Source organism: uncultured Nevskia sp., from assembly GCF_903885465.1.
GTDB lineage: Bacteria > Pseudomonadota > Gammaproteobacteria > Nevskiales > Nevskiaceae > Nevskia.
This window is the reverse complement of record NZ_CAISIQ010000017.1, coordinates 1-16030: the sequence shown is the minus strand read 5'-3', so window position 1 is coordinate 16030 and position 16030 is coordinate 1. Positions and strand designations below refer to the sequence as shown.

Annotated in this window: 14 protein-coding genes; 11 read left to right on the top strand and 3 right to left on the bottom strand. The window is 64.2% G+C overall.

The genetic code is table 11. The features are described 5' to 3' along the window. Positions 1–15 precede the first annotated feature (15 nt). The gene (locus QZY06_RS00625; protein ID WP_295678854.1) at positions 16–2301 is read left to right on the top strand and encodes an ATP-dependent DNA helicase; all 2286 of its coding nucleotides are present in this window, start codon (positions 16–18) and stop codon (positions 2299–2301) included. Positions 2302–2353: 52 nt separating this feature from the next. Here QZY06_RS00625 and QZY06_RS00620 read toward each other — a convergent pair whose 3' ends face one another. After that, positions 2354–3889 carry a long-chain fatty acid--CoA ligase gene (locus QZY06_RS00620; RefSeq protein WP_295678851.1) on the bottom strand — a complete coding sequence of 512 codons (1536 nt, stop codon included), beginning with the start codon at positions 3887–3889 and terminating at the stop codon, positions 2354–2356. Between the two features lie 101 nt (positions 3890–3990). On the opposite strand from QZY06_RS00620, the gene QZY06_RS00615 reads away from it, so the two are divergent. The 3 genes from QZY06_RS00615 to QZY06_RS00605 all read left to right on the top strand — a co-directional run bounded on the left by QZY06_RS00615 (position 3991) and on the right by QZY06_RS00605 (position 6436). After that, positions 3991–4821 carry a hypothetical protein gene (locus tag QZY06_RS00615; RefSeq protein ID WP_295678847.1) on the top strand — a complete coding sequence of 277 codons (831 nt, stop codon included), beginning with the start codon at positions 3991–3993 and terminating at the stop codon, positions 4819–4821. Between the two features lie 87 nt (positions 4822–4908). Beyond that, positions 4909–5793 (top strand): bile acid:sodium symporter family protein, encoded by an 885-nt coding sequence (locus tag QZY06_RS00610; RefSeq protein ID WP_295678844.1) that lies wholly within the window; start codon positions 4909–4911, stop codon positions 5791–5793. Then, positions 5786–6436, top strand: a complete 651-nt coding sequence (locus QZY06_RS00605) for a DUF599 domain-containing protein (protein WP_295678841.1) — start codon at positions 5786–5788, stop codon at positions 6434–6436. Before QZY06_RS00610 ends, QZY06_RS00605 begins: the two co-directional genes overlap by 8 nt. A gap of 33 nt (positions 6437–6469) precedes the next feature. On the opposite strand, the gene QZY06_RS00600 is transcribed toward QZY06_RS00605, so the two are convergent. Continuing rightward, positions 6470–7603 carry an acyl-CoA dehydrogenase family protein gene (locus tag QZY06_RS00600; protein ID WP_295678838.1) on the bottom strand — a complete coding sequence of 378 codons (1134 nt, stop codon included), beginning with the start codon at positions 7601–7603 and terminating at the stop codon, positions 6470–6472. A 355-nt stretch (positions 7604–7958) separates the two neighbouring features. Between QZY06_RS00600 and QZY06_RS00595 the strand changes: the two genes are divergently transcribed. The 6 genes from QZY06_RS00595 (at position 7959) to QZY06_RS00570 (ending at position 14823) form a co-directional block, all read left to right on the top strand. Further along, a complete protein-coding gene (locus QZY06_RS00595; RefSeq protein ID WP_295678835.1) occupies positions 7959–8387 on the top strand; it encodes an HU family DNA-binding protein in 429 nt (142 codons plus the stop codon). A 349-nt stretch (positions 8388–8736) separates the two neighbouring features. Then, a complete protein-coding gene (locus QZY06_RS00590) occupies positions 8737–10200 on the top strand; it encodes an FAD/NAD(P)-binding protein (RefSeq protein ID WP_295678832.1) in 1464 nt (487 codons plus the stop codon). Positions 10201–10418: 218 nt separating this feature from the next. Then, complete coding sequence (locus QZY06_RS00585) at positions 10419–10634, top strand: molybdopterin-binding protein (protein WP_022977384.1); 216 nt, start codon at positions 10419–10421, stop codon at positions 10632–10634. 46 nt (positions 10635–10680) lie between these two features. Beyond that, positions 10681–11292 carry a hypothetical protein gene (locus QZY06_RS00580; RefSeq protein ID WP_295678828.1) on the top strand — a complete coding sequence of 204 codons (612 nt, stop codon included), beginning with the start codon at positions 10681–10683 and terminating at the stop codon, positions 11290–11292. A gap of 78 nt (positions 11293–11370) precedes the next feature. Continuing rightward, complete coding sequence (gene cysB / locus QZY06_RS00575) at positions 11371–12366, top strand: HTH-type transcriptional regulator CysB (RefSeq protein ID WP_295678825.1); 996 nt, start codon at positions 11371–11373, stop codon at positions 12364–12366. Positions 12367–12516: 150 nt separating this feature from the next. Then, a complete protein-coding gene (locus tag QZY06_RS00570; protein WP_295678821.1) occupies positions 12517–14823 on the top strand; it encodes a TonB-dependent receptor in 2307 nt (768 codons plus the stop codon). A 137-nt stretch (positions 14824–14960) separates the two neighbouring features. Here QZY06_RS00570 and QZY06_RS22090 read toward each other — a convergent pair whose 3' ends face one another. Further along, positions 14961–15197: a DUF4113 domain-containing protein gene (locus QZY06_RS22090; protein ID WP_367275527.1), complete on the bottom strand. Its 237-nt coding sequence runs from the start codon at positions 15195–15197 to the stop codon at positions 14961–14963. A 337-nt stretch (positions 15198–15534) separates the two neighbouring features. Here QZY06_RS22090 and QZY06_RS00565 point away from each other — a divergent pair, with 337 nt between their 5' ends. Further along, positions 15535–15906, top strand: a complete 372-nt coding sequence (locus tag QZY06_RS00565) for a hypothetical protein (RefSeq protein ID WP_295678818.1) — start codon at positions 15535–15537, stop codon at positions 15904–15906. Positions 15907–16030: the final 124 nt, after the last annotated feature.

The window sequence follows — 16030 nt, the reverse complement described above, 5'->3', positions numbered from 1 at the left end:
GCTGCGGCGAAGCCTTTGGATACCGTCGAGCAAGATGCCGCAACGATCATCGTCCCGGTGCGTGAACTGGTCGAGTTCACCGCCAAGCGCGGCGATCTCGATCGTCGCTTCACGCCGGCACCGACCGGCCAGCAAGGTATTGCCGGCCACGCCACCGTCACCGGGCGGCGCCCGGACGGCTACGAGCGCGAAGTCAGCCTCGAAGGCCGGCACGAGGAACTGCGGGTCCGCGGCCGAGCCGATGGCTATGACGCCGCCAGCAACGACCTCGAAGAGATCAAGACCCATCGCGGCGACAGCGCGCGGATTCCCGACAACCATCGCGCGCTGCACTGGGCGCAGCTGAAGGTCTACGGCGCGCTGCTGTGCCGGGCACGCGGGCTGGAATCGATCACGCTGAGCCTGGTGTATTTCCGTATCGACGACGAAACCGAAACCTCGATCAGCGAAAGCCATGAGGCGGCAGCGCTGTTCGAGTACTTCGAGCAGCAGGCGGCGAGCTATCTGGCCTGGGCACGCCAGCAGCAGGCGCATCGGCTGGCGCGCAATCAGGCAATCGAAGGCCTGACGTTCCCGCACCTCGAGTTCAACGCCGGCCAGCGCGCGCTCGCCGCCGCGGTGTATCGGGCAACCCTGAACAAGCAGCCGCTGCTGGCGCAGGCGCCGACCGGCATCGGCAAAACGCTCGGCACGCTGTTCCCGGCGTTGAAGGCCTGCACGCGGGCGCCGATCGACAAGCTGTTCTTTCTCACCGCGAAGTCGCCCGGCCGGCAGGTGGCGTTGGACGCGCTGGCGCTGATCCAGGGCGATCAGCCCACGCTGCGCGTGCTGGAACTGGTGTCGCGAGACAAGAGCTGCGTGCATCCGGACAAGGAATGCCACGGCGCCTCCTGCCCGCTGGCGCAAGGCTTCTACGATCGGCTGCCGGCCGCGCGCGCCGCGGCGGTGAGCGGCGCGAAGCTCGATCAGCGCAGCGTGCAGACGGTTGCCGCCGCGCATGTCGTCTGCCCGTATTACCTGAGCCAGGAGCTGGTTCGCTGGGCCGATGTCGTGGTCGGCGATTACAACTATTACTTCGATGCCCACGCGCTGCTGCACGGCCTGACCGTGCTCAACGACTGGAAGATCAGCCTGCTGGTCGACGAAGCCCACAACCTCGTCGACCGCGCTCGCGACATGTACTCGGCAACGCTCGATCAACGCGCCTTGCAGCGTGCGCGCAAGGCAGCGCCCGACGAACTGCGCGCATCACTGAATCGCGTGCAGCGCCGCTGGCCAGCGGCTGACGCGCAAGCACCAGATGGCTATCAGGCGCTGGACATCCTGCCCGCTGCGCTGATCGACGCGCTAGCCGATTTCATCGCCGCCGCCAGCAGGCTGCTCGGCGAAACCGGCGAACGCCTGCCGTTCGACCTGCAGCAGTTCTTCTTCGATGCGATCGGCCTGGTGCGGCTGGCGGAAAGTTTCGGTCCGCATTCGATGGTCGATCTGAGTCGTCACGCACCGGATGCCTTCAGCACCAGACCCGGTTCGACCTTGTGCGTCCGCAACGTCGTGCCGGCGCCGTTCCTCGGACCACGCTTCGCCGCAGCCCATGGCGCCGTGCTGTTCTCGGCGACGCTCAACCCGCCGGACTACTACCGTCAGCTGCTCGGGCTGGCCGATGACACGCCCTGGCTCGACATCGCCTCGCCGTTCTCGGCCGATCAACTGTCGGTGCAGATCGCCAGTCGCATCTCGACCCGCTTCGATGCCCGCGAAGCTTCGCTGGCGCCGATCGTCGCGCTGATCGCCGCGCAGTACCGCAAGCAGCCGGGCAACTATCTGGCCTTCTTCAGCAGCTTCGATTACCTCGATCGCGTGCTCGCCCGGTTGATCGAAACGCATCCGGATCTGCCGGTCTGGGCGCAGCAGCGGCGCATGGACGAACCGGCTCGCCTCGCCTTTCTCGAACGCTTCAGTGCCACCGATCAAGGCATCGGCTTCGCGGTGCTCGGCGGCGTGTTTTCCGAAGGCATCGACCTGCCCGGCGCGCGGCTGATCGGCGCTTTCGTGGTGACGCTCGGCATTCCTCAGATCAATCCGGTCAACGAAGCGATGCGGGCGCGGCTCGAAACGCTGTTCGGCGCCGGCTACGAATACGCCTATCTGTATCCGGGCCTGCGCAAGGTCGTGCAGGCCGCAGGACGAGTGATCCGCCATCACAGCGATCGCGGCACCGTGGTGCTGGTCGATCGCCGCTACGCGCGGGCCGATGTGCAGGCCTTGTTGCCGTCCTGGTGGGCGATCAACCGTTTGTAGGTCGCCCCGCGGGCGACGGCGCAGCGGCCAGGAGCGTCCGACGAGGCCCGACCTACGCGTAGAGCCGACGCAGCTCCGTCTTGACCAGCTTGCCGTTCGGGTTGCGTGGCATCGTCTCGATTACGTGCAGAGCCTTCGGCAGCTTGTAGCGCGCCAGGCGCGGCGCGACGAAGGCGAGCAGCGTCTCCAGATCAAGTGCTTGTCCAGCCTTCAGCACCGCGATCACGACCACGGTTTCGCCCCAGCGCGCGTCGGGTGCACCGATCACCGCGACCTCGGCGATCGCCGGATGTTCGTAGAGCAGGCTTTCGATCTCGGCTGGATAGATGTTCTCGCCGCCGCTGATGATCATGTCCTTGAGGCGATCGCAGATGTAATAGAAGCCTTCTTCATCGAAATAAGCGCCATCGCCGCTGTGCAGCCATCCGTCGGCATCGATCGCTGCCGCGGTCTCCGCCGGCCGCTGCCAGTAGCCCGGGGTGATGTTGCCGCCGCGCATGCAGATCTCGCCGCGCTCGCCCGGCGTGGTGATGGTCCGGCCGTCGCTGTCGATCAGCTTGACCTCGGTCAGCATGCCGGGCCGGCCGCAGGAACCGAGCTTGGGTAAAGCCCGGCCGGTTTCGAGGAAGGTGGCGCCGGTCGAGGACTCGGTCATGCCGTAGCACTGGCTAACCGGGATGTTGCGCGACTCGTAAGTACGCAGCAGCGGCTCGGGCACCGGCGCGCCACCAGCAACGATCAGACGCATCGTCGAAAGATCGGTACTGGCGAAGCGTGGGTGCTGGCTGGCGAACAGCATCATCGCCGGCACCGCGAAGCTCACGGTCACCCGGTACTGCTCCAGCGCATCCAGGAACTGCCCGGCCTCGAAGCCCTGCTGGAGCACGACATGACCGCCGATCAGCAAGGTCGGCAGCAGCGCCACGCAAAGGCCGCCGCTATGGAACAGCGGCGCGCAGTTCAGAGTCACGTCCTGCGACGTGTAATCGCTGGCCAGCAGCCAGTTGAGATTGTTGGTCCACAGGTTGCGATTGCTGAGCATCACACCCTTGGGCTTGCCGGTGGTGCCGGAGGTGTAGATCAGCACCACGACGTCATCCGGCTTGCCATCGATCGCCTCGGGTATCGGCAAGTCCGCGGCGAGCTGCGCGTCCAGCGCCTCCCAGCCTGGCTGTGCGGCGCCAAGTAGCAGGCGTCGCTGCACCGGCAGATCGGCCAGCGCCGGCTCGATCAGCGCCGCGTGCTGCGCGTCGGCAACCAGGGTGTGGACGCCGGCATCTCCGATGATGTCCGCCAGCTCGGTGCGCGACAGCCGATAGTTCAGCGGCGCGAAGATCGCACCGATGCGGGCGCAGGCGAACAGCGCGACCAGGATCTGTGCATGGTTCAGGCCCAGCCAGGCGACGCGATCGCCAGCCTGCACGCCACCCTGCACGAACACCGCAGCCATCTGCTCGATCTGCCGCTGCATCTCGCCATAACGCGTGGTCCGGCCTTCGAAGCTCACCGCCGGTCTTTCGGGCATCCGCAAGGCGCGGCGGCGGAACGATTCGGCAAAGCCCTGAGGGTCGAGACGGGAGGTCGGCATGGCGGTAGGGTCGTCGTGGATGTGACCGCAGCAGGCAGACAAGACTGCGATCGTCGAAAATAGTCGGGTACCGTACCAATTTCTTCGTTCCGGAAGCAGACATGTCCGACACACCCGCCATCGCCCCTGCCCGCCTCGCGGCGACCATCCTGCTGCTGCGCGACGATCCCGCCGCTGTCGAAGCGAAGGTCGACGCGCAGATGGAAGTCTTCATGGTGGTGCGCCATCAGCAGATCGATTTCGCCTCTGGCGCGCTGGTGTTTCCGGGCGGCAAGCTCGCGGCCGGCGATAGCGATCCGCGGCTCACCCAGCTGTGCTCGGGCATCGACGGTCTGTCGACCGAGCAGCTGGCGTTGAGAGTCGCGGCGATCCGCGAAGCGTTCGAGGAAAGCGGCGTGCTGCTGGCGCGCAAGCGTGGCGCGTCCAAGCTCATTGACGCTGAGGCGCTAGCTGCGCTGGATCGCTACCGCAAGCCGCTCGACTCCGGTGCGATCGGCATCGTCGAGATGCTCGAAAGCGAAGGCTTGGAACTGGCCTGCGAAGCACTGGTGCCGTTCGCGCACTGGGTCACGCCGACCTTCATGCCCAAGCGTTTCGACACTTATTTCTTCCTCGCCGTGGCGCCGTCCGAACAGGTGGCGGGTCATGACGGCCGGGAGATGGTCGACTCGGTCTGGCTGCGCCCGGCGGCGGTGATCGCCGAGGCTGCGGCGGGGACTCGTACGCTGGTGCCGGCCACCTTGCTGAACGTCGAGAAGCTCGGCGAGCAGACCACCGTTGCTGGCGCCTTGGCCGCGGCCCGCAAGCAGCCGCCGGTGATGGTGCTGCCGGAAGTCGTCGAGCAGACCCCTGGCGTTGAAAGCGCTCAAGGCAAGCGGACGCTGCGGATTCCGAGCAACGCCGGCTACAAGGTCACCGAGTTCACGTTCTAAGCTTGGTCTTCGGGCTGTCCCTCGCTTTACAGCGCAGCGCAGCAATCGGGACAGTAGCGGCCCTTGCTTCACCGGTCTCCCGATCCAATGCTGGCGACGATCTCTTCCACCTATCTGCCGATCGCGCTGGCCGTGATCATGCTCGGCCTCGGTCTGTCGCTGACCACGGCGGACTTCCGTCGCGTGCTGACCCAGCCGCGCGCCGTTGCCGTGGCGCTGGTCGTGCAGGTGCTGATCCTGCCGGCGATCGCCTTCGGGCTGTGCCTCGCCTTTGCGCTGCCAGCAGAGCTGGCCGTCGGCCTGATGGTGCTTGCCGCTTCACCCGGGGGCACCAGTGCCAATCTGTTCAGCCATCTGGCGCGTGGTGACGTGGCGCTGAACATCACCCTGACGGCGGTGAACTCGGTGCTGGCGATCATCAGCCTGCCGCTGATCATCAATCTCGCGCTGGTGCATTTCATTGGCGAAGGACGCAGCGTGCCGTTGCAGTTCTCCAAGGTGGGGCAGGTGGTGGCGATCGTCATCGTGCCGGTGCTGATCGGCATGCTGCTGCGCAATCGCCGGCCGGCGCTGGCAATCCGCTTCGAGACGCCGGTGAAGCTGTTCTCGGTGCTGTTCCTGCTTCTGCTGGTGGTGCTGATCATGGTCAGCGGCTGGAAGACCATCGTCGCGCACATGGTCAGCGTGGGCAGCGCTGCGCTGCTGTTCAACCTGATCAGTCTGGCCATCGGCTACAACCTGCCGCGACTGCTTGGCCTCGGCCGCCCGCAGGCAATCGCCATCGGCATGGAGATCGGCGTCCACAACTCGGCACTGGCCATCGCCATCGCCTTGTCGCCGCTGCTGCTGAATCAGCCGACGATGGCGATCCCGGCAACGCTGTACAGCCCGATCATGATGGTGACCGCCGGCCTGTTCGCGTTCTGGCTGACGCGGGGCCATCGCAACCACACCGCTCACCACGATGAATAACTCGCACACCTGGATCGCGGCACTGGCGACGATCGCGGTGCTGGTCGCTTACGAAGCCGTGCAGGCGCTGATGCGCTGGCGCACGCCGGAGCGCGTTGCCCGCACCTCGCACACGCGGCTGCGCGAGGAATGGTTCGCCGCCGTATCCGGCCATCCGGGTTCGGAACTGCTCGCCGTGCAGACGCTGCGCAACTCGCTGATGTCGGCAACGATGACCGCCTCGACCGCCGTGCTCGGCCTGGTGGCCACGGTGAGCCTCGCGGCGCCGTCACTGCACGCCCGTTTCAACGACCCGGATGGCCTGGTCCTGATCACGCCCAGCCTGATGCTCGAGCTGGTCCTGCTGAGCTTGCTGTTCGCGTCACTGGTCTGCTCGGCGATGGCCGTGCGTTATTACAACCACGCCGGTTTCATCATCGGCATGCCCAGCGAATCACCGGCCCGGCAGCGCTGGAACGATGCCGGACGAGTCTGCGTGCGGCGCGGTGGCGTGCTGTACAGCTGGGGCCTGCGCTATCTGGTGCTGGTCGCACCGATCCTGGCCGCGGCCCTGCATCCCTACGCCGGCCCGCCGGCAGCGCTGCTGGTGATCAGCGTGCTCTATGGCTTCGATCGCAGCGAGACGCCGGTTTCGCTGCGCTGAGCCTTCAGGCGGTCAAGCTACAGCCGATGATCCTCAAGCAGCCGACAGGCTGCGCCCAATGATGATTTTCTGGATGTCCGAAGTGCCTTCGTAGATCTGGCAGACGCGGACATCGCGATAGATGCGCTCGACCGGGAAATCCTCGACATAGCCGTAGCCGCCGAAGGTCTGGATTGCCACCGAGCAGACCGCTTCTGCCGTTTCTGAAGCGAACAGCTTGGCCATGCAGGCCTGTTCCAGACAGGGCACGCCGGCGTCCTTCATCCGCGCTGCCGACAGCACCAGCTGGCGTGCCGCTTCGAGGCGGGTCTTGGCATCGACGAGGCGGAAGCTGACCGCCTGATGATCGACCAGACGCTTGCCGAACGAGGTGCGTTCGCCGGCGTAGCGGATCGCCGCTTCAAGTGCGGACTGCGCCATGCCGACGCTCTGCGCAGCGATGCCGATGCGGCCTGATTCCAGGCTCGACAGCGCGATCCTGTAGCCCTCGCCTTCGCCGCCGATCATCGCGCCGAGCGGCACTTCCAGATCATCGAACTGCAGGCTGCAGGTGTCGGAAGCCTTCTGGCCAAGCTTGTGCTCGATCTTCGACACGCTGTAGCCGCTGGTGTCTGTCGGTACCAGGAACGCCGAGATGCCGCGCTTGGGATTGGCCGGATCGGTGACCGCGAAGACGATCGTGTAGCGGCCGATCTTGCCGCTGGTGATGAACTGCTTGGCGCCGTTGATGACGTAGCGATCGCCATGACGCACGGCGCGCGTGCGCAACGCAGAGGCATCGGACCCGGCCTGGCTTTCGGTCAGCGCAAACGCGCCGATGAACTCGCCGCGCGCGGCCGGGCGCAGCACGTCGGCTTTTTGCGCGTCCGAGCCATAGCGCTCGAGGATCGCGCAGAACGGCGCGTTGTGGACCGACATCACCGTCGATACCGCGCCATCGCCTTCGGCCACGGCCATCAGCGCCAGCGCATACGAGACGTAATCGGCGCCGGCGCCGTCCCAGTCCGGCGACACGGTCATGCCGAGCAGGCCGATGCTGGCCAGGCCTTCGAATACCGCCGGCTCGATCGCCAGCGCCTTTTCGCGCGCGGCAGCGCCTGGAGCCAGCACTTCGCGCGAGTAGCGGCGTGCGGCGTCGTCGACCAGTCTTTGTTCTTCAGTCAGCATGAGTTCGTGAGGTTCGGTTCGAGAGAGATCCAAGCGTTGATGGGCCTGTACAAGCTTGCTGCAGGGCTTGCGCGCCATCACAGCCCATCTTCAAAGCTGGATTGTGGCGGGTCTGATGTCGGCTCGCCCCAGCCATTTGGCCGGGGTTCGCACTCCGTTGACCGAAGCGCGCTGCGGCTTGATGCTGGGCGTCCTCGGTAAGTCTGCGATCAACGGATAAGCTACGCCGACAAGCAGAATGAGGAATTCGCCGCGCAAGCACCTATACTCGCGTGCCGGCGGTAGTCGCGGGCTTGCAACAAGCTTGCAGCACTGGCGCAATCACACAATCACATCTAAAGACATCAGGAGCCCCATGGCCAAAGTAGCCTCGAAGACCACGACCAAGACCGCCCCGACCAAGGCCGCTGCCAAGCCGGCCGCAACCAAGGCCGCCGCCAAGCCGAAGGCTGCCGAACCGGCAGCGCTGAAGCCGATCAAGGAAACGCTGAACAAGACCGGGCTGATCGCCCACCTCGTCACCCATAGCGGCATCGAAGCGAAGGGCGTCAAGAAGGTGCTGGAAGCGCTGGAAGGCGCGATCGCCTCGTCGGTCAGCAAGAAGGGCGCAGGCTCGTTCGTGCTGCCGGGCTACCTGAAGATCTCGGCGGTCAAGGTTCCGGCCAAGCCGAAGCGCAAGGGCATCAACCGCTTCACCGGCCAGGAGCAGACCTTCGCCGCCAAGCCGGCCTCGCTGAAGATCCGCGTGCGTCCGCTGAAGAAGCTGAAGGACGCGGTGGCCTGATCGGCCATTGCTGAAGTCTTGATCGCCGGCCTCGATGCCGGGTGGTCCTGAGCAAAGGGCGGCGACCGCAAGGTCGCCGCCCTTTGTCGTTTCCGGTGGCAGGCGCACCACCAACGAGCGGCCGCGGACTGACTGTCATCGGATAACCGCAAGGCCTTATTCCGGCGCGAAACCTGCTTATGCAATTATTGGTGGACGGCCTGGTCGCACGAGCTACCCATCATTTTTCGCGCATCAGACTGACTCGATATAACTCGATCGTCGGTGGCTAGCGGTAACATTTAATTATTAGGTCATACCGATATAACAAGCGGCCTCGCATACTTCCTCATCTGCAGATTGGAATCCCATGTCGACCTCGAACACTGACGCACGCTGTCCAGCAGTTGCCATCATCGGGGCCGGCTTCAGCGGCACGATGGTCGCCGTCAATCTGCTACGCGAAGCGACGGGCCCGCTGCGAGTCATCCTGATCGAACGCGCCGACGCGGCCGGTCTTGGTGTCGCCTATCGCGAGCAGCCGGACTGCCATCTGCTCAACGTGCGCGCCGAAGGCATGAGCGCGTTTCCCGATCAGCCCTCGCACTTCCTGAAATGGCTCGCCGAACATCGCGGCGACGAAGCGCTGGTCAACCCGGCCGCGTTTCTGCCGCGTCGCCTGTATGGCGTCTACCTGCGTTCGATCCTCGCCGAAGCCGCCGCCACCTCGCGCCGCGACGTGCGCCTGGAACTGGTGCATGACGAAGTGCTCGGCGTTGCTGCCAGCGAGCGTGAAATCCGCCTGCGGCTGGCCAAGGGCAACCCGATCACCGCCCAGCGTGTGGTGCTGGCGATGGGCAACCCCGGCCCGGCTGATCCGCCGGCTGACGATCCGTCCTTCTATTCGAGCCCGCTGTACCAGAGCCACGCATGGTCCACGCATGGTCTGATCTCGGTGCGTCACGACGATGCCGTGCTGCTGATCGGCTCCGGCCTGACCACCTTGGACTGGCTTGCCGCGCTGCATGAGCGCGGCCATCGCGGGCCGATCCACGTCGTCTCGCGGCGCGGCTTGCTGCCGCGTGCACATGCGGTTGCGCCACGGCATGTGCTGAGCTTCGATCTGTTCGCGGTCCCGCCGACGGTGCGCCAGTTGATGCGCGTGATCCGCCACGAGATCGATGCGGTGATCGCTGAAGGCGGCGACTGGCGCTCGGTGATGGATGCGCTGCGGCCGCACGGCCAGCGCCTGTGGCAGAGTCTGTCGCGCCCGGAGCAGCTGCGCTTCCTGCGCCATGCCCGCACCTATTGGGATATCCACCGCCATCGTGCGGCGCCGCGTATCGTCGAGACCGTCAACCGGCTGACCCAGCGCGGTCAGCTCGAAGTGCTGGCCGCTCGTCCGATCAGCTACGCGGACAACGGCGATGCCGTCGACGTGCAACTGCGCACCCGCGGCGGCAAGCAGACGATCACCCGTACCGTGCAGAGAGTCGTCAACTGCACCGGCCCGGACAGCAACTACCGGCGCCTGAACCATCCGCTGCTGCAGTCGCTGCGCGAGCAGGGGCTGGCGACGGTCGACACCTTGGGCCTCGGCCTGGAAACCGACGCTGCCGGCGGTCTGGTCGAGCGTGATGGCGGTGTGTCGGCCCGCGTCTTCACCCTGGGCCCGACCCGCAAGGGCGAGCTCTGGGAAACCACCGCCGTGCCGGAAATCCGTGGCCAGGCGCAGAACCTGGCGCGGCATCTGCTGAGCGTCATCGACGCCGCCCAGCCTTCGCGTCGCGAATCCGCGAACGAGCCACTGCTGGCGGTGCTGCAGGCGGGCTAGAAGCTGCCGGCTGCCGCCTTCCGAAGATTCGGGGAAGGCTGCGGCACTTCTGCTGACTGTGAACAACGACGCCCGGCGCGAAATCTCGCCCGGGCGTTTTTCGTCGCCCCTTATTCCATAAATTGATATATAAAAATTCCTTTATATTTCTTTATTGAATATCAATCGCCCCGTACAGTCTCGTTCCGTTATCAACCACCGCGTTTCAGGAGCGAGTCATGGTCATCCACGCGATCAACAGCAGAAACCAAATCCCCGGCCGAATCGTCGAGATCGTGCTCGGCCCGGTGGTGTCCGAAGTCGATGTCGAGACCGAGTCCGGCATCGTCACCTCGATCGTCACCACCCGTTCGATCAAGAGCCTGAACCTGCAAGTCGGCACCGAAGTGCTGGCCGTGTTCAAGGCTACCGAAGTGATGCTCGCGAAGATCTGAGTCCGTCTTCACCGGCCTTCTTCCCTCGTCAACGAGCACCGCGCCCATGTGCCTGATCATCCACCAGCCTGAAGAACATACGACGCCCATCGAGCTGCTGCGCTCGGCTGCCGAGTACAACCCGGACGGCTTCGGCTTCATGGGTTTCGATGCCTTCGGCAAGCTACGCATCGAGCGCAGCGCCAATGCCGACGTGGCGCTCGCTACCCGGCTGGCCGAGGAATTCGCCGGGCTCAACTGCGCGTTCCACTTCCGGCGGCGCACGCGCGGTTCTTCGCATGTCGAGAACCTGCATCCGTTCAAGATCGCGCCCGGTCTTTACCTGATGCACAACGGCACCGCGAAGGTCGAGATCCGGCAGGCGGGGCGCTCGGACACCTGGCATCTGGTGCACGACTACCTGGCGCCGTTCCTGAGCAGCCGGCGGAAGCTGATCTACGACCGCGCCTTCCGCCACATCCTCGATGCCTGGCTGGGGCCGCAGAACCGCATCGTCTTTCTCGATGAAGCCGAAGGCCGCATCGAGCTGCTGCATCGCGCCGATGGCTACGACTGGAACGGCTTGTGGCTCAGCAATACGCGCTGGGTCGATCGCAGCCTGCTGTCGCTGGCCGGCCATGACGGCGTCTATCGCGCGACCGAGGCCTCGTTCTGCTGAACGAGAAATCGACGTTCTGCTGAAGGGCAAGCAAGCCCTGCTGAAAAACCATAACGATCAAGAATCAAGGGAAGCGTCATGAAACTCCGTCAACTGCATTACGTGCAGGAAATCTCCAAGCGCGGTCTGAGCGTCACCGCCGCCGCCGATGCCTTGTTCACTTCGCAGCCGGGCGTGTCGAAACAGGTGCGCTTGCTCGAAGACGAGCTGGGCGTCGACATCTTCGTGCGCAATGGCAAGCACATCTCCGAGATCACGCCGGCCGGCAAGCGCATCCTCGAGTACACGGCGCGCCTGCTGCTGGAAGCCGACAACATCCGCAACATCGCCGCCGAGTTCCGCACTGCCGATCGCGGTGATCTGAGTGTCGCCACCACGCATACGCAGGCGCGCTATGCGCTGCCGCCAGTGATCAGCGGCTTTCGCCAGGCCTGGTCGCAGGTGGCCCTGCATCTGCATCAGGGTAGCCCGCCGCAGATCGCCAAGATGGCCGTCGAAGGCACCGCCGATTTCGCCATCGCCACCGAAGCGCTTGAGCATTTCGATGAGCTGGTGATGCTGCCCTGCTACCACTGGAACCGCAGCATCCTGGTACCGCCGACCCATGCGCTGGCGCTGCGCTACCGCGCCCAGCCGCAGGAGCTGACCCTGGAAGCGATCGCCGAGCATCCGGTGATCACCTACACCTTCGGCTTCACCGGCCGCTCGAAGCTCGATCAGGCCTTTGCCGCGCAGGGCCTGAAGCCCGACGTGGTGCTGACGGCGGTCGATGCCGACGTCATCAAGACCTACGTCCGCCTGGGCTTGGGCATCGGCATCGTCGCTTCGATGTCGCATGACGAAACGCTCGATGCCGATCTGGTCAGCCTGCCGGTCGATCATCTGTTCGAGCCGAGCACCACGCACATCGGCTTCCGTCAGGGCATGTTCCTGCGCGGCTACATGTTCGATTTCATCCAGCGCTTCGCGCCGCACCTGACCCGCGAACTGGTCGAGGCGGTTGCCGCTGTGCCCGATGCCGAGACGCGCCGCCGTCTCGTGCAGGAACGCATTCCCAAACTCCAGCAACGTTAAAACGCGATGAACATTCGAACCCTTGTTTCCGCTGCCACGCTTGGCAGCTTCGTTGCTCCCTGGACCCCAGCGCTGGCCCAAGAGCCGGTCATTGCCACTCCGGCAGCGGATGCAGCTGATGCAGCACCCGCTGCAGAACCAGTCCCGGCCGTGACCGCAACGGCAAGCCCGACCACCGTCGCGCCGGACGTTGCCCGTATCGAAGAGATCGTGGTCACCGCCACTCGCCGCAACGGCTACATCGATGACATCCCGGCTTCGATCAGTGCCTATGGTGGCGAAGATCTGAAAGCGGTCGGCGTGCGCGATACCCGTGAGCTGTCGAAGCTGGTAGCCGGCTTCACGGCGGCGGATTCCGGCTTCAACACGCCGATCTACACCTTGCGCGGCGTCGGCTTCGCCGATTCCAGCTTTGCCAACCAGTCGACCGTCGGCGTCTATCTCGACGAAGTCGCCCTGCCCTATCCGGTAATGACCAAGGGCCCGAATCTCGATCTGCGTCGCGTGGAAGTGCTGAAGGGGCCGCAGGGCACCCTGTACGGCCGCAACTCCACCGGCGGCACCATCAACTACATCGCCAACAAGCCGACCAAGGACTTCGCGGCCGGCATCGAAGCGACCGGCGGCAGCTACGGCCGATTCGATACCGAAGGCTTCGTCAGCGGCCCGATCACCGACAACCTGCGGGTCCGCCTTGCCGGTTCTCTGAGCGAATCACAGACCGGCTGGCAGACCAGCAACACGCGGCCGGATGACCGGCTCGGCAAGATCTCCAAGCGTGCTGCGCGCGGCATCGCCGACTGGGATGTGATCGAGGATGTGTCGGTCCGCCTGGCGGTGTCCGGCTGGATCGACAAGAGCGAGCCGCAGGCACCGTACGCAGTCGACATCCGACCACAGAACCCGTTGGTACCCGGCAATGCGTCGATCTCGCCACGCCTGCGCGATTACCCGCTGATCCCGAACAACAACAGCAACAAGGTCGCCGACTGGAATCCCGATGGCGGCTTCGGCCTCAACGACAATTTCTGGAACGCCACCCTGCGGCCGCAGTGGAACATCAACGAGAACCTGAAGCTGATCGGCCTGTTCGCCTACTCGCAGGTGCGTTCCGATGGCTCGGCGCTGCCACAGGGCGGCACCAATCTGGAAAACATCGACCAGTTCCTCACCGGCAACATCCGCACGGTCTCCGGTGAAGTGCGACTGGAAGGCACCATCGGCAGCAGCGCCGACTGGCTGGTCGGCGTCAACTCCAATTACGACGAATACGGCATCGTCAGCGAAGGTCGCGGTTCGGAAAACAGCCTGAATTTCCCGCTCTACGGCTCCACGCCACCGCTGTTCACGCCGCTGGTACTGAACCGCGGCTCGGCACGCGGCGATGGCCAGATCCGTTCCAACGGCGCTTTCGCCGATGCGTCCTGGGAGTTCATCGAAACGCTGAAGCTCACCGCCGGCGTCCGCTACTCGCGTGAAGCGCAGGCCTACAGCGGCTGCACTTTCGAGAACGTCGACAACGATTCGATCATTCCACTATCGACGCTGTTCACCGTCGCCAGCCTCGCCCGCGGCGGCAGCTCCATCGTCCGCCCCGGAGAATGCGGCAGCGTCGATGCCGACGGCAACGCAGGCCTCTACAGCGATCATCTGAAGCAGGACAACATCTCCTATCGCGGCGTGCTCAGCTGGACGCCGATCAAGGACACCTTGTTCTACGGCTCGTACACGCGCGGCTTCAAGTCCGGCGGCTTCCCGACCGTGTTCTCGGTTGATCAGGCCAGCCTGGCACCGGTGGTCCAGGAACGGCTCGATGCCTATGAAGTCGGCGCCAAGCTCGGCCTGTTCGACAACCGCGTGCAGATCAACACCGCCGCGTTCTATTACGACTACAAGAACAAGCAGCTGCTGACCTATTTCAGCGACCCGATCTTCGGCAATCTGCAGTATCTGCAGAACGTGCCGAAGTCGCGCGTCGAAGGCGGTGAAATCACCGCCACCTGGCTGCCGATCAAGAACCTGAACCTGACGGCGCTCGGTTCCTATGTCCGCACCAAGGTCATCGAATTCGTCGGCCAGACCGCCACCGGCGACGACTTCGATTTCGCCGGCCGGCCGTTCAACTACGCGCCGCATCTGCAGGGCAGCCTGCTGGCCAACTACACGTTCACCATCGATAACTCGCTGAACGTCTCGCCCGGCGTGGTCTGGACCCACACCGGCGAAACCAACTCGACCCTGGAAGGCGATCCGGTATTCAAGCTCAACGAACACCAGATCATCGACCTGCGCCTCGGCTTCTCCGCACCCGGCCAGCAATGGCAGGTCACCGCCTTCGTCCGCAACCTGACCAACGAGTTCTACCGCGCCTCCGTGGTCAACCTCGGAGACACGGCCTTCGCCTACGCCGGCCAGCCGCGCATCGTTGGCGTGACGTTCAGCTACGACGTTCGCTGAAGCATCGCAGTCAAGAAAGCCCCGCAGCTTGTGAAAGCTGCGGGGCTTTTTCGTATGAGCCCGGAATGAAACAACATGACCACATCCGTTCGTTTGATCGCTGCTCAAGCTTCCTGCAAGCCGTCTGATTAAATTGCTCACAGTGGCAGCAGCAGCCTGCCGAACCAGTGACAGCTCTTCCCATCACGTCGTATATGCCGTGGTCCGATCTCTGACCGCATTGCCCACCGTTTGGCGAGCCCGGCACCTGCTAGACCGGCTGTCCTGCGACCGAACCGCGCATTGATCCAGACAACGGCTTCCTTAAGTCGGGCGCATCGAGCGATAGCTTCAACAGCCTTCCAAGTGCGTTGCCTGCCCGCCCCCTTCGGCATCGGCAGCATCGGCATCACGCCAGACTTCTTGTCCAGGTACGGTCTCGATAGAGGGCCTTAAAACCAGTGATGGCGGCTTTGCCGATCAACAGCGTGTCGTCAGTCGGGTGTGGCAATGGTGCGACCTCCCCCTCCGGCGATTCCTGAATAACGTACGTCGATACAGATGTGATCTTCCGCACAATGAATAGCCGTAGTTTGGCTTCATTTTTCCGGCCGCCGACTTATCGTGGCGACTAGGGCTCACCGTCGCGGCGCAGCTCGAAGCTGGGTTGCTTGGGGGAGGGCCCAGTTTTATTCGAATCATAAAAACTTAACAAACCAAAGGGAAACCATCTTGAACTCAAACATGTTGCGTGCACCGCTGTTTGCGATTGCGTTGCTGGGTGTCACCAGCTGCGCGACGATCATCAATGACAGTGGTCAGATCATCAACGTGTCCGCATCGAACGGGAAGCCGGTCGAAGGGACGATCAACGGCATTCCATTCAAGGGCCCCGTCCCCGTGACCGTGCAACGCGCTAAAGCGGCACTCGATATCAAGTCAACCACGGAAGGCTGCGCCCCGGTCACCACCGTGAAGAGCGAAACCAGTGGCGTTTTCTGGTTGAACATCATCCTTGGTGGCTTTTTCGGCTCAACGACCGATTACGCCTCCGGCGACATGTGGAAGTACGACCAGAACGTGATCATCAGCTGCGATCTGTAAGCGCATGCCCTCAAGTCCATGCCGGCGCGCCTGCGCCGGCATTTTTTTGCTCGCGATCGCAGTATTGGATGTTTTTAAGCACCTCTCGATATGCCAGCCACGAGGCCAGAACGTCGCCAGTGTA